This window comes from Micromonospora matsumotoense (genome assembly GCF_900091525.1).
In the GTDB taxonomy this organism is placed as follows: domain Bacteria; phylum Actinomycetota; class Actinomycetes; order Mycobacteriales; family Micromonosporaceae; genus Micromonospora; species Micromonospora matsumotoensis.
In genome coordinates this window covers 142,299-166,873 of sequence record NZ_FMCU01000002.1, presented here as the reverse complement: position 1 = coordinate 166,873, position 24,575 = coordinate 142,299, and the positions used below count along the sequence as shown (strand labels likewise).

The window sequence follows — 24,575 nt, the reverse complement described above, 5'->3', positions numbered from 1 at the left end:
GCCGAGGTCATCGGGAGCATCCCCGCGTACGCGGGGATGCAGAATCACCCCTCGGGCGTGGGGATGCCGAATCACCGGGCCGGGGCGCTATAGATCATTTTCCCGGATGCGGTTCACTCTGCCGCGCGAGCCGACGCCCCCCGACTCGCGAAGTCGACGAAGCCACGCCACGCCGCCGGGGCGAACGTGAGCACCCCGCCGTCACGGTTCTTGGTGTCCCGCACCAGGACGACACCGGGAAGGTTGCCCGCGACCTCGACACAGTTGCCGCCGTTGCCGCCGCTCTTCGTGCTCTTGTGCCACCGCGCAGCGGTCAGGTCCATGATGCAGCCGCTTCTCTCAGGAGATCCAGGGTCCGTCCACGAGGGAGCGCCTCCCCACGGATACGCTCCCACCGCCGCTCAAGGTTAACAAGGTCAGAGGGCCTGTCCAGAATCTGTGCCTGCGCCGGACCATCGACATGCGCCACTCTCGCCCCCTCCGCCAGGTCGGCGAGCACGAACGGCCCGTCGAGCCCCGGGTAGCTCGGCGCGTCGGCCGGGACGATGTGCAACTGCACGTTCGGCAACTCGGCGCAGGCGAGGAGGTGCCCGAGCTGGGCTGCCATGAGCGCCCGGCTGCCACCGACCCGTCGACGCAGGACGCCCTCATCCAGGACGGCGACCAGCAGAGGGCTGCGCTCACGGTGCAGGATCGCCTGTCGACTGAGCCGCGCGTCGGTCAGGTCGTCCATCATCTCGGCCGTCAGCGTTCCGCCGGTCAGCGTCGCCCGCGCGTACGCCTCGGTCTGGAGCAGGCCGGGCACCCAGGCCAGCTCAAAAGCCCGTAGGGTCGTGGCCTCCCGCTCGATGTCGACCCAGGGCCGGAACCAGACCGGCTCGCGCCGCTTGACGATGTCCGGCCAGAGGGCATCGACATCTCGCTCCAGCAGTTCTGCGACGGTGGCCCGGTGGCGGCTCTGCGGAATGTGCCCAGGATTTGCCCACCGGGCGACGGTCTTCGGGTGCAGACCGAGCTTGCCCGCGAGACTCTCGGCCGTGTAGCCCGCCTCGGTGATCGCCTTGATAAATGCGTGATTCATGCCCATTCCCTCCCCGAACAAAGCAACCGCCCGAAAGAGATTACACAACGCTGTGTGATTGTCTAGCAACCCTCGGCAAGGTGGGTGGCAGGACGACGCCGCCGCTCCGGTCCCGCACCAGCGGTCGCGCCCGTCGGGTGGGGCCGTTCGAGAAGGGCGGGCGGCCCCACCCTCCACACCGTCGAGGGACAGGACGCCACCATGCCGAAGGACGACCGTCCGAAGCCCGCGCCGAACCCGAGCAGCCCGACGCCGATGCCTCCCCCGCCGCCCGCGCCGCCGATCGTGCCCGGTCCGATCGGCCCGTTCATCCCGCCGTACCGGGGACCGGGCCGAATGATCAACGTCGCTCCGCCGGCACAGTGGATCACCGGTCGGAACCGGGGGCCGGCGCGATGAGACATCGCCCGATCAGGCCGGGCGACCTACTGCACCTGACCCGGGCCGCCTCACCCCAGTTCACCAGGCCGATCACCGTACGGGCCATCCGCGAGCTGGTCGACCGGCACACGTACGACGGGTGGGTGTGGATCACCGCGTACCAGCTGAACGCCGCCGGGGAGGCGGTCCGACACCGCGAGTGGTACCTCCGACGCGACGGCCTGCGCTGGTTGACCGCGATGCCGGCGACGCGCCGCGCCGATCCCCCGTCCCCGACCCGAGGCCCGCCAGCACCGACCCGATGCCCGCCAGCACCGGCAGCACCGCCAGCACCCCTAGGACCGCTAGGACCGCTAGGACCGCCAGGACCGCCAGGACCGCCAGGACCGGCAGCGCCTCGGCCGCGCCGGCAGGGCGCGGGGAGAGCGGCGCGACCCCCGTGCCGACCACCTGCGGTGTTTTCGTGACCAGCCAACTGCCGGGCCGACACACTCCATTGCGGCCGACCTGGCTCTGCCGGATCGACGCCCACCCCTGGCCCTGCGGCCCGGCCAAACTCGCCCTGCTCAGCGAGTACGCCAACAACCGGGCCGAACTGCTCGACCTCCTGACGACCATGAAGGACGAGGCGGAACAGCACCTGACCTCACTCGACAGTGGCCGCCACACCGACCTGACCCGCCGTTTCCTGGCCTGGCCGCCCCCACCAGCCGCCTCTTCACCGCGGTGATCAAGAGACTTACGTCAGAAAGCCGTTCCACCATGACGTAAACCTCTTGATCACCGGGGCGGGGCGGGGCGGGGCGAGGGCGGGGCGGGGCGGGGCGGGGGCAGGGGGTGTCAGGGGGTGAGGATGACCTGGAGTTCCTGGCGGCGGCGTGCGGCCAGGTCGGTGAGGAGGGTGGGCGCCTCCGCGAACGGGACCACGGCGGAGATCAGGTGTTTGCGGATCAGGTTGCCGTGCCGGCGCAGCAGGTCGATCGTCTCGGCGGAGAGCCGTTCCCGGTCCCAGGTGGGGGCGAGGCCACGGGGCACCCGGCCGATCTGGGCGCAACGCAGCGACAGCCCGTTGTGGTGGAACTCCTCGCCGAGCCGGACCGCGTCCGCGCCGCCCTGGTAGAACGCCAGGTCGATCACGGTGCCCTGGGGTCGCAGCAGGCGCAGCGCCAGGTGCAGCGCCCAGTCCTGGCCCCGGCACTGGAACACCACGTCGGCGCCCCGGTCCCCGGCGCTGTGGTGCCACCGGGTCTTGAGCACCACGGCGGGATCGTCGGCGTCCGGGTCCAGGGTCTCCAGGCCGAGTGCCTCGGCGACCTGCCGGCGCTGCGGCGTCGGGTCGACCACCACCACCGAGGCCGCGCCGTGCTGCCGGGCGAACAGGGCGGTGAGCAGGGCCACCACGCCACTGCCGACCACCGCGACCCGCCGGCCGCGCACCCCGTCGCCGAGCGAGCGGACGTCGGTGCCGCACAGGTCGGCGGCGGCGTGCAGCAGCCCGTTGGCGCAGATCGGCCCCATGTGGGCCACGTAGACGCCGAGCAAGGGATCGAGATCGTCGGGCAGCGGCACGAACCGTTCGGCCAGCGGGTCGACGACGTACCCGGTGCGGTGGCCGTACGTCATCGCGCCGACGGTGCCGACGGCGATCGCCGGGGTACGGCTCTGCACCACCTCACCGACCTGCATGTAGCCGAGCCGGTTCACCGGGTACGGGGTGCTGGCCGCCCCGGGCCGGAACAGGCCGAGGCCGGTATCGAAGGTGACGTTGAGGTAGGGGTTGGTGCCCTTGACGAAGCTCAGCTCGGTGCCGGCGGAGATCCCGCTGTGGCGGGTCCGCACCCGGATCATGCCGTCGCGCAGCTCACCGGCCTCCTGCTCGGCCAGCTCGACCCGCCCGGGGCCGGTGACCACCACCACCGTGTCACGCATCGGCGGCCACCCCCGCCGGCACGCCGACGGGCCGGACGCCGCCGACCACCGGCGTCCGCGCGGCCGGGCCGGCGGGCAGGGTGATGCGGCGGCCGGTGCGGGCGCTCTGCGCGACCGCGATCGCCAGTCGCTGGGTGCGCAACGCCTCCGCGTACGGCACCCGGATGTCGTCACCGACGCCGGTGACCGCGTCGACGAAGGCGCGGTCGACGGCGATCCGGGCGTCCTCCGGGTCGGCCGGCAGGTGCCGTTCCCCGTCGGCGTCGCGGATGGTCAGGCCGTCCTCGGCCAGCGACAGGGCCAGCCCGTCGGCGAGGATCTCCAGCCCGGCGCGGTGCTTCCAGCCCAGCACGCAGGCGGCGGCGAGGGTGCCCACCGCCCCGTCGGCGAAGCGCAGCGTGGCGGCGGTCACCGAGTCGATGTCGGCGCCCTCGACCGGCGGCGGGCTGCCGTCGCCGTACGCGGTCACCTCGACGACCTCACCGACCAGCGCGCGGATCAGGTCCAGCACGTGGGCGGCCTGCTCGACGACCGGGCCGCCGGAGCGGTCCCGCACCGCCCACCAGGCCACCGGGGGCACCTTGTCCAGCCAGGCGCCGTTGACCATCCGGACCGGACGGTCGGCGAGCAGCTGCCGGGCCTGCGCCACCACGTGCAGGTAACGCCAGTGGTGGCCGACGGCGGTGAGCAGCCCCTTCTCCTGGACCAGGGCGGCGATCCGCTCGGCGGTGTCCAGGTCGACCGCGACCGGCTTCTCCACGAACATCGGCACCCCGGCCGCGATCACGGCCTCCTCCACCGGCCCGTGCGCGAACGGGGGCACGCACACGTAGACGGCGTCCGGGCCGGCGGCCAGCAGCTCGTCGACGTCGGCGCAGACGCGCGCGGAGTGCGCGGCGGCCAGTTCCGCCGCGGCGTCCCGGTTCACGTCGGTGACACCGAGCAACTCCACGTCCGCGAAACTCCCCAGCACGCGGGCGTGACGTTGCGCCACCCCGCCGGCCCCGACCAGCCCCACCCGGCACGTACGCATTCCTTCGGCCCCCTCGACGCGGTCACGACCAACGCCGTCAGCACTCCCCCCGGCGGGGTGGGGCGAAACCCGGGGCAGTCCCGCAACACAGCGTTCACCTGCCGGGAACCGCCCGGTGGAGCGATGTGATCAAGCTGTTAGGGATCATCCGGTTAGCGGCTGTACGGGGGTGGGAAAACCAAGTTCGGGTTTTCCGCCATGGATCTGGGGGGTTTGCCAGTGCGGGATACAGAACCGACCGTCTCACCTCTCGTGGAGGCGTGGGCCACCTATCGGACGACGTCGGCGCAGGACTGGCCCACGCGACGGCTGATGAGCGCGAAGGGGGAGAACCGGGTCAGCGTGGTGCTGCCCGCCCGCAACGAGGAGGCCACCGTCGGGGCGATCGTCGCGACGATCCGGGAACACCTGATGGACCGGGTTCCCCTGGTCGACGAGCTGATCGTGGTGGACTCCCGGTCGACCGACCGGACCGCCCAGGTGGCCCGGGCCGCCGGCGCGGAGGTGGTCGGTCAGGACGAGATGACCCGGGGCCTGCCCCGGCTGACCGGCAAGGGCGACGCGCTCTGGGCCGGCCTGGCCGCCGCCGAGGGCGACGTCGTCGCGTTCATCGACGCCGACCTGCGGGAGTTCCGGCCGCACTTCGTGACCGGTCTGATCGGCCCACTGCTGGTCGATCCGTCGGTCGAGTTCGTCAAGGGCTTCTACCACCGGCCGCTGGTGGGAGCGACCAGCGTGGAGACCGACGGCGGCGGGCGGGTGACGGAGCTGATGGCCCGACCACTGCTGAACCTGTTCTGGCCGGAGCTGGCCGGCTTCGTGCAACCCCTGGCGGGCGAGTACGCCGGCCGCCGCGAGGTGCTGGAGCGGGTGCCGTTCGTCACCGGCTACGGGGTCGAGACGGCCATGCTGATCGACCTGCTGGAACTGGTCGGTCTGGACGCGTTGGCCCAGGTCGACCTGGGTGAGCGCAAGCACCGGCACCAGGACACCGCGGCCCTCGGCCGGATGTCCGCGCAGATCATGCACACCGCCTGGACGCGGTTGCAGCGACGGGGCTGGGCCGCCCCGGGCACCAGCCCGGGAACCATCCTGACCCAGTTCCGTCGGGGTGGCTCGGAGGCGCTGCCGAATCTCGACCGGGAGATCGTCGTCAACGACGTCTCGGTGCAGGAACGTCCACCCCTGGCCGAGCTGCGGCCCCGGCTGCCGCGCCGGCGGGTGGCCGCGTGACGCCGCGGAGCGCGCCGACCCGGCGGCCCCCGCAACAGTGCCGCCCGAGGAGTGGGTGGCTGCCCGCCCGGGACTCCGGCCGTCCCGAGAGGAATTCCCGATCATGAGCCTCACCGTGCTGATGAACGCCGGCCCGTGGCTGTCCGTGCCACCCCCCGGCTACGGCGGCATCGAGAACGTCATCGCCACCCTGGTGCCCGAGCTGCGCCGGCTCGGGGTGAAGGTGGTGCTGGCCTCGGTGGGGTCGAGCACCCTGCCGGTGGACGAGAAGTTCTCGGTCTACGACGACGGGCAGTTCGCGGCGCTGCAACGGCCCTACAACCAGGTGTGCGGGGTGTCCCAGGCGCATCTGGCCGGGGTGGTCCGGCAGGTGCACGGCCGGGCCGACATCGACCTGGTGCACGACCACGTGGAGGCGGTCGGGCTGGCCACCCTCGCGGCGATGGGGCCGGCCGCCCCACCGGTGCTGCACACCCTGCACTGGGACCTGGCCAAGCACCCCGAGCTGTACGGCAACCTCGACGCCGGGGCACGGGTCCGGGTCAACGGGGTCTCCGCCGCCCAGTTGGCCCGCGCGCCCCGGGCGCTGCGGGCGCACTCGGTCGGGCACGTGCACCTGTCCACCCCGCTCGCCGTGCACGCCGACCGGGCGCCCCGGCCGGAGAAGGGCGACTACACGATCATTCTGGGCCGGATCAACCCGGGCAAGGGTCAGGACGTCGGCGCCCGGCTGGCCCGGCGTACCGGGGTGCCGCTGGTGCTGGCCGGCCCGGTCGGGCCGTACCACCGGCCGGCGGACCTGGCCGCGGCGGGCGAGGAGGCCCGGCAGAACCCGGACGTGCGGTTCTTCTACGACCAGGTCGCCCCGCACATCGACGGGGACGTGGTCCGCTGGGTGGGCACGGTGGCCGGCCGGGAGCGCGACGACCTGCTGGCCGGGGCGCGGGCGTCGCTGTTCCCGCTGCGCTGGGAGGAGCCCGGCGGGACCGCCGTGGTGGAGTCGCTGGCGTTGGGCACGCCGGTGGTGGCGACCGGCCGGGGCTGCCTGCCCGAGCTGATCGCGCACGGGCGCACCGGTCTGCTCACCGACGACGAGGAGGAGCTGGGTGAGCTGCTGCTGGCGGCACGCCGGCTCGATCCGGACGAGTGCCGGCGGGAGGCCGCCGAGCGGTTCACCCCGGCGGTGATGGCGCAGCGGTACGTCACCCTCTACGAGACGGTCCGCGCCGCGGCCCGGACGCCGCAGCTCCAGGCCGCCTGAGCCGAGCGGACCCCCTCCGGGCCCGGACCGTCCCGGTCCGGGCCCGGTTTCGTCCCGCCGGGCTGCGGGTACCTGGCGGTTCTGCCCAGCACCGCGAGCGAATCGAGGGGCCGATGGCCAGCCGGATAACCTGCGAGGTCCACGACGAGTCACCCGTGACCGTCGTACGCCTCGCCGGCGCGCTCGACCTGGGTACCATGCGCGCCGTGCACACCGTGCTGGACCGCTGCCTGACCACCCAGCCGGACGCGCTGGTGGTCGACCTGGGCGGGGTGACCGTCGCCGACCGGCTGGCGCTGTCGGTCTTCGCCGCCACCGCCCGGCAGGCCGCCGACTGGCCGGCCGTGCCGGTGGTGCTCTGCTCTCCCCCGCCGGACGTCGCGGCCTGGCTGGCCCTCTCCACCACCTGCCGGGTGGTGCCGGTGCGGCAGGACTGCGCCGAGGCGACCCGGTTGGCCGGGGCGGCCGCCGCACCCCGGTTGCGGGTCCGGTTGGAGCCGGTGGCGGGGGCCTGCCGGCGGGCCCGGGAGCTGGTCGGTGACGCCTGCTCCCGGTGGAACGTGCCGCACCTGGTGGAGCCGGCGTCGCTGGTGCTCAGTGAGCTGGTCGGCAACGTGGTGCGACACGCCCACACCCCGATGCGGATCACGCTGACCCTGCAACAGCCGTACCTGCGGGTCGCGGTCGCCGACGGTAGTCGAACGGCGGCGCGCGCGGGCAGCCCGAGCCTGGCGGCCGAGGGTGGCCGGGGGCTGCTGCTGATCCGGGAGATGGCGCAGCGCTGGGGCAGCTCCCCGCTGACCGACGGCAAGGTGGTTTGGGCACTCCTGCCCGCGAATTGACCGAAATTCCCTCTCTCGCCTGGTTACATGGGCGGAGGGACGGGTAGTCGCGCCCGTCCTTTCTGTCGTCACGACGGGGTGAGAGAGCCATGCCCAGACGGGTAACCACGGAACCCGCACGAGACCGCGGCCCGGCGATCCTCGCCCCGGCCCGGTTCGGTGGCTTCCCCGGCCCGGTCCGCCCGGCGCTGCCCGGCAACAAGCTGCTGCGGCTGCTCGGCACCACCGACGCCAAGCAGATCGGCCTGCTCTACCTGACCACGTCGTTCGTGTTCTTCCTGATCGGCGGGGTGCTCGCCCTGCTCATCCGGGCCGAGCTGGCCCGGCCCCGGATGCAGTTCCTCTCCCCCGAGCAGTACAACCAGGCGTTCACCATGCACGGCACGATCATGCTGCTGCTCTTCGCCACCCCGCTGGTGTTCGCCTTCGGCAACTACATCGTCCCGTTGCAGATCGGCGCGCCCGACGTGGCGTTCCCCCGGCTCAACGCGTTCGCGTACTGGTTGTACCTGTTCGGCGGCACCATGGTCGTCGGCGGCTACCTCACCCCCGGTGGCGCGGCCGACTTCGGCTGGACGGCGTACAACCCGCTCAGCGACGCGACGCACTCGCCCGGGATCGGCGCGAACCTGTGGGTGGTCGGCCTGGTCGTCTCCGGCCTGGGCACCATCCTCGGCGCGGTCAACCTGATCACCACCACGCTGACCCTGCGCGCGCCCGGCATGACCATGTTCCGGATGCCGATCTTCACCTGGAACATGCTGCTCACCGCCGTCCTGGTGATCCTGGTCTTCCCGCTGCTGGCCGCCGCGCTGCTGGCGCTGGGGGCGGACCGGCTGCTCGACGCCCACGTCTACGACCCGGCGACCGGCGGGCCGATGCTGTGGCAACACCTGTTCTGGTTCTTCGGCCATCCCGAGGTCTACATCGTCGCGCTGCCGTTCTTCGGCATCATCACCGAGATCATCCCGGTCTTCAGCCGCAAACCGATCTTCGGCTACACCGGCCTGGTGCTGGCCACGGTCGCGATCACCGTGCTGTCGATGACCGTCTGGGCGCACCATATGTTCGCCACCGGCCAGGTGCTGCTGCCGTTCTTCAGCTTCCTCAGCTATCTGATCGCGGTGCCCACCGGGGTGAAGTTCTTCAACTGGATCGGCACCATGTGGAAGGGGCAGGTCACCTTCGAGACGCCGATGCTGTTCGCCATCGGTTTCCTGGTGACGTTCCTGTTCGGCGGTCTGACCGGGGTGCTGCTGGCCAGCCCGCCGGTGGACTTCCACGTCACCGACTCGTACTTCGTGGTGGCGCACTTCCACTACGTGCTCTTCGGCACCATCGTGTTCGCCGCGTTCGGCGGGGTCTACTTCTGGTTCCCCAAGATGACCGGCCGGCTGCTCGACGAGCGGCTCGGCAAGCTGCACTTCTGGACCATGTTCGTCGGCTTCCACGCCACCTTCCTGGTCCAGCACTGGCTGGGCGACGAGGGCATGCCCCGGCGGTACGCCGACTACCTGCCCAGCGACGGCTTCACCACGCTCAACATGATCTCCACCGTCGGCTCGTTCGTGCTCGGCGCGTCCACCCTGTTCTTCCTCTACAACGTCTGGAAGTCCTGGCGGTACGGCGCACTGGTCACGGTGGACGACCCGTGGGGCTTCGGCAACTCGCTGGAATGGGCCACCACCTGCCCGCCGCCGTTGCGCAACTTCGACCGGATGCCCCGGATCCGCTCCGAGCGGCCCGCCTTCGACGCCAAGTACGGTCCCCTCGTCGCCGACCTCGGCCGGGACCTGCCGCAACGCACCACCCGGCCACCGCAGGAACTGCACGACGAACTGCACCACGAACGGCACGTCCCCGAGTCGCCGGCGGCCGAGGGCGCGCACGGCGCCCGGGAGGCGGTGGAGTACCACCCCGCCCCGCAGTCCGGTGCCCGCCCGGTGAACGTGCCCGAGCCGGAGGACGTCCGCCGGCCCGGCTTCGCGCACTCCGACGCCCCGGAGAGCGACCAGCCCGGCGGCGCGAACCCGGACACCCCCGAGCGGTGGCGTCACCCGCACGCCACCGACGACGAACCCGGGCACCGCTGACCGACGACCGACCGCCGGGCCGGCACCCCGTGCGGGGGTGCCGGCCCGGCGGTCGTCGTCGCACTCAGGGGGGCCACCTGGGGACCAGGACGGTCCGGTGGCCGGGCGGCCGGGGCTCAGGCGTCCACGGTGGCCGGCAGGCCGGCGGCGGCCAACGACCGTCGTACCGCCGGCTGGACCCGGGTCAGCCGCAACGGCACTCCGGTGCGGACGGCGGCGTCCCGGCCGGCCACCAGCGCGGCGATGCCACCGGCGTCGACGCCACCCGCGCCGTCCAGGTCCACCACCAGCTCGCGGGGCTGCCCGGCGACCGCCTCCAGCATCATCCGGCGCAACTGGTCCGCGCCGTCGCGGTCGATCTCGCCCCCGACCTCCACCACCGTCCGCTCCGCGGTGCGTTTGACCGCGATCCGGTTCCGGCCGGTCTCCGTCTCCGCGGTGCCGTTCTGCCACGGCGGCGGGGTATCGGCGAGCATCGCCTGACGCAGCCAGGTCAATGCCCGCGACAGCAGCCGGGACACGTGCATCTGGGAGATGCCGAACCGGGCGGCGATCTCCGCCTGGGTCTGGTTGCCGTAGAAGCGCATCGCCAGGATGCGTCGCTCCCGCCAGGGCAGCCGGTGCAGCAGCCCGCTGACCGTCACCCGGTCGTCCACCGACTCCAGCGCGTTGTCCGACTCGCCCACCAGGTCACCGAACTCGGCGGAACTCTCCCCGCCGACCGGCGCGTTGAGCGAGGCTGGGCTGTACCCGGCGGCCGACTCCAGGGCGGCGAGGATCTCCTCCTCCGGCGTCTCCAGCCGGACCGCCAACTCGGCCACGCTCGGCGCCCGGGACAGCTCGCTGGTCAGCGCCGAGGTGGCCTGCCCGACCTCCAGGATCAGGTCGCGCAACCGACGGGGCACGTGCACCCCCCAGGTGCGGTCCCGGAAGTGCCGCTTGATCTCCCCGACGATGGTGATCGCCGCGTACGCGGTGAACGAGCCGCGCTCGGGGTCGTACCGGTCGACGGCGTTGACCAGGCCGAGCCGGGCCACCTGCTCCAGATCCTCCAGCGGCTCACCCCGCCCCCGGTAACGGCGGGCCAGCCTGCCGGCGAACGGCAGGGCGAACCGGACCAGGTCCTCGCGCGCCTCTCCGCGGCGCTCCGGTGGCAGGCCCGCGATCCGCGCGGCGTAGGCCATCGCGGCGGAGTCCAGGTCCTCCAGACCCCGTTCGGTCGGAGGTGGTGTGGTCGTGGTGGTCTGTCCGAACATCCGCGCCTCCCTCAGGAAGGTCCCCGCCCGGATCGAACCGGTCGTGCGCGTGGTGGCACCACGCACCGGGTCGGAAGTGGGGTCACGTGCCGCGCCGGGATCACCGGACGCGCGGAGACGATGACCGGTCGCCACCCGGCGTGATCGCACCGTCGCGGCGAGCGGTCTTCCCGCTCCCCAGGTACTCAACCACGCGGTCCCGGGTTCGCGAGGATGTTTCGGTGTGCCGGGTCGGGCCGGACGGCGCGGACACCCCCGGCGTCCCCTTTCCGGGCTACCGGCCGCCCATCCTCCGCCCGAGGCGGTCGCGTCCGCGCCGGACGGGTGGGCCGGTCAGGAGACGGCCAACCCCAGCGCAGCGCCCGCGTCCCGGAGCCCGGCCAGCGCGTCGTCGACGCTCAGCGGCGGCGGCGTCGGCAGGTCGTATGGTTGACCGCGCAGCACCTCGGTGGCCCGCCGGGTGGCCACCGAGGCGACCGGGTAGCCCCGGGCGGCGGTCCGGTCCAGGGCCCGGCGACGACGGCCGAACGCCGCCACCGCCAACCACTGCGGCAGCCCGGCCAGCGCCGGTGAGCGCATCCCCGGCGATTCGGGCAGCACGTCCACCGAGCTGAACGGCTCGCTGCCGGCGAGCCACCACTCCACCTCCTCGACGCTGCGCCGGGTCGCGTTCTCGCACCAGTACGGCACCAGCCCCGCCCGCACCACCTGCCACGGGTCGAACAGCCGGCCGCACTCCACCACCAACCGGTCACCGCTCTTGCCGGCCCGGCGCAGCCACCGGCGGTACAGGTCGGCGGTCGCCGCGCTGAGCACCCCGGGGTGCGGCGTCCGTACCTGACGCAGTTCGTGCCCCCGGGTGCGGGCCCAGTGGCCCAGCGCCCGGGTGAAGCCCGGTTCCAGCCCGTGCTCCGCGGATTCCCGGGCGGCGGTGACCGGCGGCGGCTCCCAGCCCTGCCCGGTCCCGCCGGCCGCCCGCAGGACCTGACGCAGGGCGGGCGAGTCCGGGTGGAAGTCGACCGGCGCCAACCCGCTGGCCGGGGAGCCGAGCTGGAAGCTGTGCCCCTGCCCGGAGTCCGAGACCGGCCACCGACGCTCGTCACCGACCAGCAGCACCACCGCCCGGGGCGTCAACCGGTCGGCCAGGAACCGGGCGTACGCCACCGGCAGTGCACGCCACCGGGCCACCAGGCTGATGGTGACGCCGGCCAGCGCGCCCCGGCTCGCCGGGCAGTGCACCTGACGTACGTGCAGGTCGGGGTTGCCGGCGAGGACCCGGGCGGCGAACGCGGCACCCTGGTCCAGGGCGGCCCCGGGCCGGTCCACCGCGCCGTGCGTCCAGTGCGCGGACATCTCGAACCCGGCGGGCAGCCAGGGCACCCCGAGCGCCACGGCCAGGTGCACGGCGGCGGCGTGCGGTGAGCCCAGCACCAACGCCGGGTACCGCTCCCGGGGGTACTGGTCGACGATCCACCGGGCCACCCGTTCCCCGTCCACCTCGGCGGCCTGCGCGGCGGTGAGCGCCACCCGGCCGGCGGCCCGCGCGGCGGCCACCCGCCGGACCGGCTCCGGCGCGGCGAGCAACCGGGAGGGTGGGGTCGGGTGTCCCAGGTCGGCGCAGTCCACCCCGCGCAGCGCGCGGGCGGCGGCGGCCACCAGCACCCGCGCGGTGCTGCCCACCGCCACGACCCGGTCGCCGGCCAGTCCCGCACCCTGGGCCGTCAGCCCCGCCGGCACCACCGGTGCCGGCTCCACCCCGCCTCGCTCACTCACCACGCGGCCCGGCTTCCCCTCCCTCTGGGGTCTAAACGGGGCATCCCGCCCCGCCGGGCGCAATCCTCGAACCACCACCGGTAGGCCCTACCGGTGCAGCGGGGGCCGCCACCGCCCAGCCCGGCCCGGCCCGGACGGGGTCCGCCGGGGCTCCGCCGGCCGGGGCAGATCGGGACGGTGAGTGCGCAGCCCGAGGGGTGCTAAACGAGATCCTCCGCCTCGACGATCGACCGCTCGGCCGACATCATCCGGTCCCGGATGCGTCGGGTGGCGTCGCCGTCGGCGAAGAGGCTCCGCAGGTCGGCCAGGGCCGGTTCGGGCACCCGCAGCGACACCGTCGGGTCCACCACCGCCTCCAGCACACACGGCCGGTCGGCGGCGAGCGCCTCGTCCCAGGCCGCGCCGACCAGCTCCGGCCGGTCCACCCGGACGCCGTGCAGGCCGAGCAGCCGGGCCCAACCGGCGTACGGCACGTCGGCCCGTCGACCGGGCACACCGGGCACCCACCGGCCGTTGCCCAGCCCGGAGTGGTCGCGGTTGTTGAGCACCAGCACCACCAGCCGGGGATCGGCCCACTCCTGCCAGCGGTGCGCCACGGTGATCAGCTCGGCGAGCCCGTTGAGCTGCATCGCGCCGTCGCCGAGCAGGGCGACCACCGGCTCGTCCGGGCGGTCCAGCTTCGCGGCGAGCGCGTACGGCACGGCGCACCCCAGCGAGCCGAGTGCGCCGCAGAGCTGCGCGTCGACCCCGGGCGGCAGCTCCAGGTGGCGGGCGTACCAGTAGAGCACCGAACCGACGTCCACGGCGACCGACCCGGCGCGGGGCAGCCGGGCGGACAACTCGTGCAGCACCAGCTGCGGGTTGACCGGCTCGGCCGGCTCGGCGGCGCGGGCCGCGGCCTCCACGCGCCACCGGTCGACGGAGCCCTCCACGGTGGCCCGCCACTGCCGGTTGGGCCGGTCGGCGACCTGGGCCAGCAGCGCGCGCAGGGTCTCGGTGGCGTCGCCGACCAGCGGCACGTCCACCGGGTACCGGCTGCCGATCCGCCGCCCGTCGATGTCGATCTGGATGGTCCGGGTCTGGCCGGGCATCGGGAGGTAGTCGGTCCACGGGTCGTTGGTGCCCACCAGCAGCAGGGTGTCCGCGCCGCCCATCAGCTGCGCGGCGGCGGTGGTGCCGACCTCACCGAGCACCCCGGTGTGGAACGGCAACCGCTCGTCGAGCACCGGCTTGCCCGGCAGGGAGGTGGCCACCCCGGCGCCCAGCCGGTCGGCCAGCGCCGTGATCTGCGCCGCGGCGCCCCGCGCGCCCTGCCCGACCAGGATCGCCACCCGCTGTCCGACGGTGAGCAGCGCCGCGGCGGCGTCCAGGTCCGCCTGGTGTGGCAGCACCCGGGCCAGCGGTTCACCCGGCGTCGCGTTGAGCACGCCCGCCGCGTCCGGTTGCAGGTCGGGCACCAGGGCGACCTGCAACGCGCGGGGCAGCACCACGCAGGTCGGGCTACGGGTCGCCGCGGCGGTGCGGAACGCCTGATCGAGCAGCGCCGGCACCTGGGCCGGGGTACGGCCGTAGCGGACGAACTGGTGGCAGACGTCGCCGAAGAGGCGGCTCAGCCCGATCTCCTCGTGCACCTCACCGAGCGGGCCGGTGACGTCCTCCCCGACGATCGCCACCACCGGCTTGCTGTCCAGCTTCGCGTCGTACAGGCCGTTGAGCAGGTGCACCGCGCTCGGGCCCTGGGTGGCCAGGCAGACCCCGATGCCGCCGGTGAACTTGGCGTGCCCGGTCGCCATGAAGGCGGCGGTCTCCTCGTGCCGGGCGGGGACGAACTCCGGGTCCCCGCCGGCGGTGTCCAGCGCCTCGACCACCGGGGCGATCGCGTCCCCCGGGCAGCCGAAGACGCGGGGCACCCGCCAGGCCCGCAGCCGCTCCACCACCAGGTGTGCGACCGTACGGTCAGCCATCGTCGCGTCCCGGGGTGGCCGGGTCGACGTACCGCAGCACCGCACCGACGCCGTCGGCCAGCTCGGGCGCCTCGTCCGGCCCGAGGACGGTCAGGTCCGCGTCCGTGCCGACCAGTGCCCGGACCAGTGCCGCGTCGGCGCGGACCCGTTGCGGGTCGGACACGGCGGCGAGCTGGCCGGGTGCGGTGGCGATGTCGGTGGGCCGGGGTCCGATCCACAGCTCACCGATGGCCGACGGGTCGTCGACGAGCAGCATGGTGTCGACCTGGTTACGTTGCAGGGCGGCCACCACGGCGTCCAGCCCCGCGCCGACGTCCTCCTGGGTGCCGAACCGGTCCAGCGCGGCGGTGACGTGCTGGTCGGCGACCTCGGCGATGGTCTGCACGGTGACGTCGTCCATCGCGGCCGGGTCGGCGCCGCCGGCCCGGGAGCCGGCATCGGTGCGGACCACCACGTCCTGCCAGCGGGCCGGCAGCTGTGCGGCGATCATCCCGGTGGCCCGGATGTCCCCGGCCACGACCACCACGTCCGCGCCGACCCGGTCGGCCAGCTCGGCGGTGGCTGCGGCGGCGTCCCCGGCGTTGTGGTGCCAGGCTTCCATCGCGGCCCGCTGGTAGCGGGACTGGGACCAGCCGCCGGGTTGCACCCGGCGCAGCGGGTAGGTCTGCCGGCCGGTGACGTGGGCCCGTCGGGGCACCCCGCCGGCGCTGACCGCGACCGCGTCCGCGCCGGTGCGGTCGGCGAGCACCCGGACCCAGGCCACCTGTTCACCGCGTTGCGCGAGCAGCGGCATGACGTGCGGCAGCGGGGTGTACGCGGACAGGTCGCGCAGTGGCGGCGCGGCGAGGTACTCGGACAGCACCACCCGGCCCCCGCTGGCGAACGCGGCCAACCCGTAGTCGCCCGGCAGCGGGTCGTGGCCCCGGACCACCCGGTCCAGTGCCGCGATGGTCGGCTCGTCCGCGCCGTCGGCGGCGAGTTGGTCGGCCAGGGCCCGCCAGCGCAGGTCCAACGCCGGACGCGCGTCCTGGGTGTCCCGGGAGGCGTCCAGGTAGACCGAGCACCACGGCCCGGGACGGTCGTAGAGCGGGCGTAGGAACGACAGCTGCATGCTCGACCCCTTTCCGGCTCGGCCGCCCGCTTACCCGCGCCGCCCGGGATGTCACCTCGACCCGGCCACCGGTCGGCCGGCCTGTCTCACCCGCTGTCGCGACGGCCGTGACTCTCCGGTTCATTCACGTCGTTCCGACCGCGCGACGGATACCATCTGTGCACGGATAAGGACTCTCGGTGGTGAACATGGACAGCGATCTCCGAAATCGGGTGGTACGCCCGACCCAGCGGATTCTCACCGGGCGGGTGGTCCGCTTCATGGACGGCTACCCCCGCGAGGTCAGGATCGGCCAGCCGGTACTGGTGGCGGTGCTGACCGCGGCGAGCGTGGCGGGCCTGCTGGTGATGCTGGTGCGCGCCGCCCTGTCCCGGGCCGGCGGGGGCGCGCGCCGCACGTGGAAGGACCTGAAGAAGGGTCCGGAGTTCCTGGTCACCCCGGTGCGGGTGCGCGACGACAAGGGCCTGCTCTACGAGGTGGAGCTGCACGGGCACCTGCCGCAGAGCGCGGTGCACCCGTCCGACTGGGTGCAGCTGACCCTCCGTCCGCAGGACGTCGACCTGCCCCCGCGTATCGAACGGATCGTCAACCTGACCACCGGTCAGCTGCTCACCCCGCGTACCGCCACGGTGTGGAGCCACCTCGGTCCGCCGCTGCTGATCCAGGCGGTGCTGGGGGCGGTGCTGGTGTTGCTGGTCGCCGCCGCCGTGGTCCTCACCTGACGGCGCACCACCCGGGGCCGTCGGCCCGGGTCGGTCGCCGGCCCGGGTCAGCCGACCGGGGTCAGCGGACGGGGCGACGCCCCGGCGGCCCGCAGCATCCCCCGGCGGGCGGCCCAGCGCTCGAAGAGCAGGGTGGCGAACGGCGGCACCGCGCAGAGCAGGGCGACGAGGGTGACGCCGAGGGACCACCGGTGCAGCCGGGCCACGGCGAGCACCAGGAGCCCGTAGGCCACGAAGAGCGCGCCGTGGATCGGCCCGAAGATCTGCACGCCGATCTCGTTGCCCGGCGGGCCGTACTTGACCGCCATGCCGACCAGCAGTGCCAGCCACGAGCACGCCTCGGCGATCGCCGCCGCCACGAACAACCGGGTCACCTTCTCGCGCATCGGGTCATGGTAGCCAGCCCTCGTCGTCACCTGTCGCGGGATGACCGCCGGGCGACGGGGATCACCCGGGTCGCCGGTGGGTACGTAGAGGGTCCTTCGGGTCTTCCCGGTCCGTCCGGGACGTGCGAGGTTGACAGAACCAACGGGTGACAGGGCGGGTGACCATGGGCGAGGAAGTCGGAGCGCGCACGTTCAGTCGGGAGGATCGGGCCCAGTACCGGGAGAAGGTCCGGCGGTGTCTGGACGTCTTCGCCGAGATGCTGCGGGAGTCCCGGTTCGACGTCGAACGGCCGATGACCGGTCTGGAGATCGAGCTGAACCTGGTCGACGACGACTCCCGGCCGACGATGCGCAACGCCGACGTGCTGGCCGCTGTCGCCGATCCCAGTTTCCAGACCGAGCTGGGCCAGTTCAACGTGGAGATCAACGTGGCGCCCCGGCGGCTCGTCGGCACCGGCACGGCCGAGTTCGAGCAGCACGTCCGGGCCAGCCTGAACGCCGCCGAGGAGAAGGCCCGCACGGTCGACGCCCACATGGTGATGATCGGCATCCTGCCCACCCTGGAGCCGGGGCACCTGACCGCCGGGGCGTTGTCGGCGAACCCGCGCTACGCCCTGCTCAACGAGCAGATCTTCGCCGCCCGGGGTGAGGACCTGCGGATCGCGATCAGCGGGGTGGAGCGGCTGGCCACCACGGCCGACACCATCACCCCGGAGGCGGCCTGCACCAGCACCCAGTTCCACCTCCAGGTCAGCCCGGTCGACTTCGCCGCCTACTGGAACGCCGCCCAGGCGGTCGCCGGGATCCAGCTCGCGCTGGGCGCGAACTCCCCGCTGTTCTTCGGCCGCGAGCTGTGGCGGGAGACCCGGGTGCCGCTGTTCCAGCAGGCCACCGACACCCGCTCGGAGGAGATCAAGGCCCAGGGGGTACGCCCGCGGGTCTGGTTCGGTGAGCGCTGGATCAACAGCGTCTTCGACCTGTTCGAGGAGAACGTGCGCTACTTCCCGGCGCTGTTGCCGGTCGGCGACCCGGAGGACCCGGCGCAGACGCTGGCCGCCGGTGGGGTGCCGAGGCTGGCCGAGCTGCGGTTGCACAACGGCACCATCTACCGCTGGAACCGGCCGGTGTACGACGTGTGGAAGGGCCGCCCGCACCTGCGGGTGGAGAACCGGGTGCTGCCGGCCGGGCCGACCGTGGTGGACACCATCGCCAACGGCGCGTTCTATTTCGGGCTGGTCCGGGCGCTGGCCGAGTCGGACCGGCCACTGTGGTCGCAGATGTCGTTCAGCGCGGCGGAGGAGAACTTCACCAGCGGCGCCCGGCACGGCATCGACGCGCAGGTCTACTGGCCGGGCCTGGGCTACCTGCCGGCGACCGAGCTGGTGCTGCGCCGACTGCTGCCGCTGGCGCACCAGGGGCTGGACGGGTGGGGGGTGGACCCGGCCGAACGCGACCGGCTGCTCGGCATCATCGAGCAGCGCTGCCTGACCGGGCGCAACGGCGCGAGCTGGCAGGTGGCGACGTTGCACCGGTTGGAATCCGCCGACCACCTCGACCGGCCGGAGGCGCTGCGCGAGGTGGTCCGGCACTACGTCGAGCTGATGCACAGCAACCGCCCGGTCCACGAGTGGCCGATCCCCTGACGGTGCCGGGTCACCGCCCACCCGCCGGAGTCGATTGACTTTCAATAGCTTGGCGGCGGTGATCTGATGCCCGTCGTCGTACGCATCGACGTCGAACTGGCCAAACGCAAGATGAGCGTCGGCGAGTTCGCCGAGCGGGTCGGACTGGGCGGCCTGCTGGTCATCGGCGCGGTCGGACTCGGCGTGCGGATCGGCCGGCACCCCCGCTAGCGCCATCACGACCGACCCGACACGCGCCGGGGCGGCACCCGAGGCTCCCTCGCCTTTACATACTGAGTATGCTCCGCGCCATGCGACCTGATCTTCGTGTGCTGGCTTTCGTCACCGTGGCGGGCGGCTTCCTGCTGGGTTTCCTCGATTTCGTGTGGATCAAGTGGATGCCCTCCCCCCTGGCCGAACTGGGCAATTCCACGGCCACCTGGGCGGTTGCCGCCTTCGGGTTCGGCTACTGGGTCCGGTCGGCCTGGCTGCGGGCGGCCCTGGGTGCCGCCGCTCTGCTCGTCGTCGCGGTGCCCAGCTACTACCTGGCGGCGTGGCTCCTGCAGGGCGACGACCTGGCCGTGCTGTGGGCGACGACGTCGCTGTTCTGGATGGCGCTCGGCGTGCTGACCGGTGTGGTCTTCGGAATAAGCGGCGTCTGGGCGCGCGGGTCGGGCCGGCGGCAGGTGGTGGGGACGGCGCTGCCGGCGGCCGTGTTCTTCGAGGAGGCAGCGCGGTTCGCCGGCAGGACCGGTGATCCGAACTACCCATCGGGCGTGGGATGGAATGTCGCCATCGACATCGCGCTGGGTGTCCTGGTCGTGCTGCTGGTCGGCGGTTCGCGTCGACGGCAGGTGCTCGCAGTGGCCGTGGCGGTGCCCCTGGCCGCGCTCGTCCGCCTGGGGTTCGCGTGGGTGGGCGGGGCGGTGTGAGCCGCCCCGCGCCGCCGGCACGGTCCGGTCAGGCGGTCACCCGGGCGATGAAGGCGGCGAGGTTCGTCACGGTCCGCTGGATCTGCTCCGCGGTGGTCAGGGACTCCTGCATGCGGGCACCGGGGCCGGCGTTCCTGCGCCCCCGCACGTAGAGCGAGCAGGCGAGGTCGGTGCAGAGGTAGGTGCCCACCGAGTTGCCCTGCTGCCCGGCCTTGCCCGCTCTCGGCGCGACCATCAGGCTGACGCCACCGGCCGGGGAGGTCAGGCAGATCGCGCACATGCCCCGCGGCGGCTGCCGGGTGCCGGGGGTGGGGCAGCGCAGCGCCAGAGCGGTCCGGGAGCCGTCCAACTCCGTGACCAGGTAGGCCCGCTCGGGTGACCGGGGATCCCGCCAGCCGAGGAAGTCCAGGTCGGCCCAGGGGCGCTCGGCGAGGTCGCGGGGCACGTGCAGCCGCTTGGACTCGCCCTTGGTGCAGTTCACGAACGCGGCACGGATCTGCTGCTCGGTCAGGGGCTCCATGACTGCCACGGTAGGTTTCCTAAAACCTTTAGGCAAACGCATAATGGGTTATGGCACGCGCGGGACTGACCACGGAACGCCTCACCCGGGCAGGGGCGGAGTTGGCCGACGAGGTCGGCTTCGACCAGGTGACCCTGTCGGCCCTGGCCCGACGCTTCGACGTCACGGTAGCGAGCCTCTACTCACACCTGAGCAACTCCCGGGACCTGCGTACCCGGATCGCCCTGCTGGCCCTCGACGAACTCGCCGTCCGGGCCGCCGACGCCCTCGCCGGGCGGGCCGGCCGGGACGCGCTGGCCGCCCTCGGCGGCGTCTACCGCGACTACGCCCGGGAGCATCCGGGGCGGTGGTCCGCCGCCCAGCTCAGGCTCGACCCGGCCACGGCCGCCGCCAGCGCCGGTGGCCGGCACGCCGAGCTGACCCGGGCGATCCTGCGCGGCTACCACCTGAGCGAGCCGGACCAGACCCACGCGGTCCGGCTGCTGGGCAGCGTCTTCCACGGCTACGTCAGCCTGGAGCTGGGTGGTGGGTTCAGCCACAGCGCCCCGGACACCGAGCAGACCTGGACCCGGGTCATCGACGCCCTGGACGCCCTGCTGCGCCACTGGCCCGCGCCCTGACCACCGCTGCCGGCCCATGCGCGGACCGCCGCCCCGCGCACATACCGCCGCCCCACTGACCGCCGGCCCGTCGGCCGTTCAGCCGCCCCGGGCGAACAGGGCCAGGCGTACCCGGTTCGGGCTGTCCGTCTTGGTCATCAGGCTGGTGATGTGCGTCTTGACCGTGGTCACCCCAATGTGCAGCCGGTCGGCGATCTCGGTGTTCGACAGCCCCTCGGCCACCAGATCCAGCACGTCCCGCTCGCGGGCGGTCAGGCCCGACACCGGCCTCCGTAGCTCCACGCGGGCCTGCACCGCCCGTCGGACCAACCGCTGCAACACCTCCTCGCTGAACGGACTGGCCCCGGCGGCGGCCCGCCGGACCCCGTCGATCAGATCGGCCGGCGGGGCGTCCTTGAGTAGGAAACCGCAGGCACCGGCGGTCAACGCGGGAAAGAGGTGGTCGTCGTCGCCGAACGTGGTCAGCACCAGCACCCGGGCTGCGGGCCGGTCGGCGAGGATGCGACCGGTCGCGGTGATCCCGTCGACACCGGGCATCCGCAGGTCCATCACCACCACGTCGGGGACGAGCCGGGCGGCCAGGGTGACCGCGTCGCGGCCGTTGTCGGCCTCCCCGACGACCTCGATGTCGGGCTGAGCCTCGCAGAGCATCCGCAGGCCCGCGCGGATCAGGTGCTGGTCGTCGACCAGCAGCACCCGGATCACGCCGGCTCCGCCGCGTACGGCCCGCCGGAGCCGGGTGGCGGGGACGCCGCACCGGCCCGCCCGGCCGTAGGCGCGCCCGCACCGGCCGGCGACACACCGGGAAAGGACGGCGGTCCGGCCGGCGACGCAGCGGCAACGGGCGATGGCCCGGCCGGGAACGAGCCGGGAGCGGACGGCTGCCCGCCCGGGGGCGAGCCGACGCCGGTCGGCACCCGGGCGGGCAGCACGGTGCGGGCCCGCCAGCCGGTGCCGGCCGGGCCGGCGTCCAGCCGCCCGCCGAGCACCTCGACGCGTTCCCGCATGCCGGTGATGCCGTGTCCACCGCCGGGCGGCACCGCCGCCGGGGCCCAGCCCCGCCCGTCGTCGGACACCTCCCAGTGGACGGCGTCGTCGACGACCGACACCGACAACCGCGCCCGCGCGGATGTGCCGGCGTGCTTCACCACGTTCGTCAGCGCCTCCTGGGTCAACCGGAGCACCGCCAGGCCCCGTACCGCGTCGAGCGCGCCCACCGCCGGGTCGACCTCCGCCTCCACCGTCACCCCGGCCTGCCGGGCCCGGTCGACCGCCGCGCCGAGCGCGGTCGGCAGCGCCGACGGCTCGATCGAGGTCAACGCCGCGTCCCCGTGCGCCACGTCGGGGTCACGCAGCACCGCGACCAGTCCCCGCAGATCCGCCAACGCCGCCGTCCCGGTCGCGTGCACGTCGTCGAAGACCGCGCCCACCCTGGGGTCCAGGTCGGTGAGGACGTGCCGGGCGACACCGACGCGCAGCACCATCGACGCCACGTGGTGCGCGACCACGTCGTGCAGCTCACGGGCGATGGCGCTGCGTTCGTCGGCGCGCGCCGCCCGACTGTCCGACTCGCGTCGGAGCTGCTCGGCCCGAGCCCGCTCCTCGGCCTGCCGGGCGAGTTCCCGGTTGGTCCGCACCACCGTGCCGACCAACAGCGGCAGGCCGACGTCCGCCAGCAGCCCGAACACCATTGCGGTGACGCCCTGGGACGCGTGGCCGGAGCGGCCGAACCCCGCGATCACGGCCAACGCTCCGGCGCCCCACCAGGCGGTCCTCGGCCGTGGGGTCCGCATGGTCAGTTCGAGCAGCCCCCAGCTCGCCCCCACCTGGTTGATCGTGGTGTCGTCGAGGACCACGATCGCGACCGCCAGCAGCACGGTCTGCGCCGTCAGGTTCATCAGTGGCCGGCGGTGCGACACCAGCGCGACGGTGAACGCGGTCACGGCCAGCGTCCACTGCGCGCCCGTCGGCGGCTGACCAGCCTCCACGGTGAACAGGAGGTAGCCGAGGCCGCTGAGGTCGAGCAGGACCATCCGTACGAGGGTGTCCCGTGCGTCGAACAGTCGTCCCACCCAGCCCACAGGAGTCAGCCTACGGATCGGGGGGCGGGAGCAGCAGCCCCGGTCGGGCCGGTCCAGCGGGTCCGCAGCGCCAGGTAGCCGGCCAGCCCGAGCGGCCCGAGCAGGATCGTCACCACCAGCACCGGGGCCATGACCAGCGCCGGCACCCCACGCTCCCGGCTGTCGAGCCAGACCCACCGGCCGACGAACAGGTCGAACCCGATCAGGTGCGCCCAGGCCGCCGCCGCGCCGACGTCGGTGCCGAACAGGTCACGTACGCCGGTCAGGGTCGGCGAGATCACCACCGGGAGCACCTCGCCGAGCGCCGGAAGCACCAGCACCGCGTAGACCACCAGGACCGGCGCCACGATCAGCGGCGACCGGATGATCCGGGTGGTCCACGACCAGCCCGGCAGCAGGATCATCAGCGCCCAGAACGGCGCGGCCAGCGCGAAGGTCAGCGAGAACCAGGTGGCGGTCACGCGGCCAGCACCAGTTCCGGACGACGCCGCCGGGCCACCACCGCCACCACGGCGACCGTGGTCGCCGCCGCCAGGGCGGCCAGCGCGGTGAGCGTGGTCAGGTCCGGACGCAGCAGCGGCTGGCCCCGCAGCGCCTGCCAGGTCAACAACACGGTGAGTACGCCGTACCCGGCCCCCGCGACGACCAGCAGCCCGACCCGGCTCCGCTCGTCCAGCCAGCGGTCCAGGTAGCGGCGCAGCAGGAACGCCAGGATCGGCAGCGCCTGCATGGCGTGCAGCCCCACGAAGTGCCCGATCCGCAGGTCACCCCCGGTGGTGCTCCACCCGAGGATCGGCAGCCCCGGCCCGCCGTCGGGCACGCCCACACTGTGCGCCCCGGCGATCCCCTCCGCCCCGGCCCGATCCGGGCGCACCATCGGGAACGCCACCAGCATCCCCAGCGCGGACAAGCCGAGCCCCAGACCCACCGCCCAGGTGGTGGCCCGGTCCCGGGCCCGCCGCACCAGCAGCACGACCGCGACGACCACGTGCGCGACGAACAACACCATGATCGCCATTCCCATCACCTGCCAGAGCGCGGCGTTGAGCGCGCTGGTCTCGTTGTAGTGGCTGGTCGTGCCGCGCAACACCTGCCCGACGATCACCAGCATCTCGACCAGGGCCACCGCCACCACCACGCCGGCCGACCACTCCGCGACCCGGCTGCGGCGCGGCAGTTGCGCCAGCATCCAGGCGAGGGTAGCTCCGTACAGCACGAAGGACACCGAGAACTTGAACGGCTTGAGCCAGATCGGCACGCCGGTGAGCACCCGCCCGTCGACGACCACGCCGACGGCGGTGACGACGGCGAGCACCGCCGCCGCCATGCTGAGCACCAGCAGGGGGCGGTGCCGGCCGGCCGCCCGGGACATCACATCAGTCATACGGAGACTCTCGCCAGCCGCCGGCCCGACCGCGCCCGACCGGAGGCCCCGATCACGGCCCCCGGTCGGAGGCCACCTCCTCCCCAGGGTGGAGGAGTGCCGTGCCCGTCCGGTCGCCGACGCCGCCAATGGCCTCCGGGTGGGGGGTGACCGGCGGACGGACAGCGGGGACGGCGCGACATCCACCGGGCGGCCGGGGACCGGCGGGTAGATTGACGGCATCGAGAACGCTCAGTACCTTGAGGCGGAAAGCGCTTACCTTGGGCGTCCACCGCCCAGCACCTCCCCGGGACGGCCCAGGTCGCACCCGGGCCACCACCTCGCGCCGGTGATCCGGGCCGGTCCGACGCG

At 73.5% G+C, this 24,575-nt stretch carries 24 protein-coding genes; 10 read left to right on the top strand and 14 right to left on the bottom strand.

What is annotated here, in order from left to right; all coding sequences use genetic code 11:
- Positions 1 to 113 precede the first annotated feature (113 nt).
- Both GA0070216_RS04435 and GA0070216_RS04430 read right to left on the bottom strand, forming a co-directional pair.
- Entirely contained in the window at positions 114 to 323 is a 210-nt protein-coding gene (locus tag GA0070216_RS04435) for a DUF397 domain-containing protein (RefSeq protein WP_091239344.1), read from the bottom strand.
- Complete coding sequence (locus tag GA0070216_RS04430; RefSeq protein ID WP_091240801.1) at positions 314 to 1,081, bottom strand: DUF5753 domain-containing protein; 768 nt, start codon at positions 1,079 to 1,081, stop codon at positions 314 to 316. The genes GA0070216_RS04435 and GA0070216_RS04430 overlap by 10 nt, the downstream gene beginning before the upstream one ends.
- An 844-nt stretch (positions 1,082 to 1,925) precedes the next feature.
- Here GA0070216_RS04430 and GA0070216_RS04415 point away from each other — a divergent pair.
- Entirely contained in the window at positions 1,926 to 2,192 is a 267-nt protein-coding gene (locus tag GA0070216_RS04415; RefSeq protein WP_245722300.1) for a hypothetical protein, read from the top strand.
- 110 nt (positions 2,193 to 2,302) lie between these two features.
- On the opposite strand, the gene GA0070216_RS04410 is transcribed toward GA0070216_RS04415, so the two are convergent.
- The gene (locus GA0070216_RS04410; protein ID WP_091239341.1) at positions 2,303 to 3,391 is read right to left on the bottom strand and encodes a zinc-dependent alcohol dehydrogenase; all 1,089 of its coding nucleotides are present in this window, start codon (positions 3,389 to 3,391) and stop codon (positions 2,303 to 2,305) included.
- A complete protein-coding gene (locus GA0070216_RS04405) occupies positions 3,384 to 4,424 on the bottom strand; it encodes a Gfo/Idh/MocA family protein (protein ID WP_091239339.1) in 1,041 nt (346 codons plus the stop codon). Before GA0070216_RS04405 ends, GA0070216_RS04410 begins: the two co-directional genes overlap by 8 nt.
- A gap of 312 nt (positions 4,425 to 4,736) precedes the next feature.
- On the opposite strand from GA0070216_RS04405, the gene GA0070216_RS04400 reads away from it, so the two are divergent.
- The 4 genes from GA0070216_RS04400 (at position 4,737) to ctaD (ending at position 9,853) form a co-directional block, all read left to right on the top strand.
- Complete coding sequence (locus GA0070216_RS04400; RefSeq protein WP_245722299.1) at positions 4,737 to 5,657, top strand: glucosyl-3-phosphoglycerate synthase; 921 nt, start codon at positions 4,737 to 4,739, stop codon at positions 5,655 to 5,657.
- Positions 5,658 to 5,760: 103 nt separating this feature from the next.
- Positions 5,761 to 6,918: a glycosyltransferase gene (locus GA0070216_RS04395; protein WP_091239336.1), complete on the top strand. Its 1,158-nt coding sequence runs from the start codon at positions 5,761 to 5,763 to the stop codon at positions 6,916 to 6,918.
- 113 nt (positions 6,919 to 7,031) lie between these two features.
- The gene (locus tag GA0070216_RS04390; RefSeq protein WP_091239334.1) at positions 7,032 to 7,760 is read left to right on the top strand and encodes an ATP-binding protein; all 729 of its coding nucleotides are present in this window, start codon (positions 7,032 to 7,034) and stop codon (positions 7,758 to 7,760) included.
- An 89-nt stretch (positions 7,761 to 7,849) separates the two neighbouring features.
- Entirely contained in the window at positions 7,850 to 9,853 is a 2,004-nt protein-coding gene (gene ctaD / locus GA0070216_RS04385) for an aa3-type cytochrome oxidase subunit I (RefSeq protein WP_091239332.1), read from the top strand.
- A gap of 116 nt (positions 9,854 to 9,969) precedes the next feature.
- On the opposite strand, the gene GA0070216_RS04380 is transcribed toward ctaD, so the two are convergent.
- The 4 genes from GA0070216_RS04380 to GA0070216_RS04365 all read right to left on the bottom strand — a co-directional run bounded on the left by GA0070216_RS04380 (position 9,970) and on the right by GA0070216_RS04365 (position 15,957).
- The gene (locus tag GA0070216_RS04380) at positions 9,970 to 11,109 is read right to left on the bottom strand and encodes a SigB/SigF/SigG family RNA polymerase sigma factor (RefSeq protein ID WP_091240793.1); all 1,140 of its coding nucleotides are present in this window, start codon (positions 11,107 to 11,109) and stop codon (positions 9,970 to 9,972) included.
- Positions 11,110 to 11,442: 333 nt separating this feature from the next.
- Positions 11,443 to 12,834: a hypothetical protein gene (locus tag GA0070216_RS04375; protein WP_091240789.1), complete on the bottom strand. Its 1,392-nt coding sequence runs from the start codon at positions 12,832 to 12,834 to the stop codon at positions 11,443 to 11,445.
- 248 nt (positions 12,835 to 13,082) lie between these two features.
- Positions 13,083 to 14,846, bottom strand: coding sequence for a thiamine pyrophosphate-binding protein (locus GA0070216_RS04370; RefSeq protein WP_091240785.1), 1,764 nt, complete (start codon positions 14,844 to 14,846; stop codon positions 13,083 to 13,085).
- On the bottom strand, positions 14,839 to 15,957 hold the full coding sequence (locus tag GA0070216_RS04365; RefSeq protein WP_091239330.1) for a baeRF2 domain-containing protein: 1,119 nt from the start codon (positions 15,955 to 15,957) through the stop codon (positions 14,839 to 14,841). Before GA0070216_RS04365 ends, GA0070216_RS04370 begins: the two co-directional genes overlap by 8 nt.
- Positions 15,958 to 16,136: 179 nt before the next feature.
- Between GA0070216_RS04365 and GA0070216_RS04360 the strand changes: the two genes are divergently transcribed.
- Positions 16,137 to 16,679: a hypothetical protein gene (locus tag GA0070216_RS04360; protein ID WP_176738829.1), complete on the top strand. Its 543-nt coding sequence runs from the start codon at positions 16,137 to 16,139 to the stop codon at positions 16,677 to 16,679.
- A 47-nt stretch (positions 16,680 to 16,726) separates the two neighbouring features.
- On the opposite strand, the gene GA0070216_RS04355 is transcribed toward GA0070216_RS04360, so the two are convergent.
- Entirely contained in the window at positions 16,727 to 17,065 is a 339-nt protein-coding gene (locus tag GA0070216_RS04355) for a DUF3817 domain-containing protein (protein WP_091239328.1), read from the bottom strand.
- A 164-nt stretch (positions 17,066 to 17,229) separates the two neighbouring features.
- On the opposite strand from GA0070216_RS04355, the gene GA0070216_RS04350 reads away from it, so the two are divergent.
- From GA0070216_RS04350 to GA0070216_RS04340, 3 genes are all read left to right on the top strand, one after another.
- The gene (locus GA0070216_RS04350; RefSeq protein ID WP_091239325.1) at positions 17,230 to 18,708 is read left to right on the top strand and encodes a glutamate-cysteine ligase family protein; all 1,479 of its coding nucleotides are present in this window, start codon (positions 17,230 to 17,232) and stop codon (positions 18,706 to 18,708) included.
- A gap of 66 nt (positions 18,709 to 18,774) precedes the next feature.
- Positions 18,775 to 18,918 carry a hypothetical protein gene (locus tag GA0070216_RS35255; protein ID WP_245722298.1) on the top strand — a complete coding sequence of 48 codons (144 nt, stop codon included), beginning with the start codon at positions 18,775 to 18,777 and terminating at the stop codon, positions 18,916 to 18,918.
- 68 nt (positions 18,919 to 18,986) lie between these two features.
- Positions 18,987 to 19,619 carry a DUF6518 family protein gene (locus tag GA0070216_RS04340; protein ID WP_091239323.1) on the top strand — a complete coding sequence of 211 codons (633 nt, stop codon included), beginning with the start codon at positions 18,987 to 18,989 and terminating at the stop codon, positions 19,617 to 19,619.
- A gap of 28 nt (positions 19,620 to 19,647) precedes the next feature.
- Here GA0070216_RS04340 and GA0070216_RS04335 read toward each other — a convergent pair whose 3' ends face one another.
- Positions 19,648 to 20,139 (bottom strand): FBP domain-containing protein, encoded by a 492-nt coding sequence (locus GA0070216_RS04335; protein ID WP_091239320.1) that lies wholly within the window; start codon positions 20,137 to 20,139, stop codon positions 19,648 to 19,650.
- Positions 20,140 to 20,189: 50 nt separating this feature from the next.
- On the opposite strand from GA0070216_RS04335, the gene GA0070216_RS04330 reads away from it, so the two are divergent.
- Entirely contained in the window at positions 20,190 to 20,759 is a 570-nt protein-coding gene (locus tag GA0070216_RS04330) for a TetR/AcrR family transcriptional regulator (protein ID WP_091239317.1), read from the top strand.
- Positions 20,760 to 20,837: 78 nt separating this feature from the next.
- Here the strand turns inward: GA0070216_RS04330 and GA0070216_RS04325 are convergent, their stop codons facing one another.
- Genes GA0070216_RS04325 through GA0070216_RS04310 form a run of 4 tightly spaced genes read right to left on the bottom strand, consistent with a single transcriptional unit; the run spans position 20,838 to position 24,224 of the window.
- Positions 20,838 to 21,464, bottom strand: coding sequence for a response regulator transcription factor (locus GA0070216_RS04325; RefSeq protein WP_091239315.1), 627 nt, complete (start codon positions 21,462 to 21,464; stop codon positions 20,838 to 20,840).
- On the bottom strand, positions 21,461 to 22,831 hold the full coding sequence (locus tag GA0070216_RS04320) for a sensor histidine kinase (protein WP_245722297.1): 1,371 nt from the start codon (positions 22,829 to 22,831) through the stop codon (positions 21,461 to 21,463). The genes GA0070216_RS04325 and GA0070216_RS04320 overlap by 4 nt, the downstream gene beginning before the upstream one ends.
- Positions 22,832 to 22,845: 14 nt before the next feature.
- The gene (locus GA0070216_RS04315; protein WP_091239310.1) at positions 22,846 to 23,301 is read right to left on the bottom strand and encodes an ABA4-like family protein; all 456 of its coding nucleotides are present in this window, start codon (positions 23,299 to 23,301) and stop codon (positions 22,846 to 22,848) included.
- The gene (locus tag GA0070216_RS04310; protein ID WP_091239307.1) at positions 23,298 to 24,224 is read right to left on the bottom strand and encodes a hypothetical protein; all 927 of its coding nucleotides are present in this window, start codon (positions 24,222 to 24,224) and stop codon (positions 23,298 to 23,300) included. Before GA0070216_RS04310 ends, GA0070216_RS04315 begins: the two co-directional genes overlap by 4 nt.
- Positions 24,225 to 24,575 lie beyond the last annotated feature (351 nt).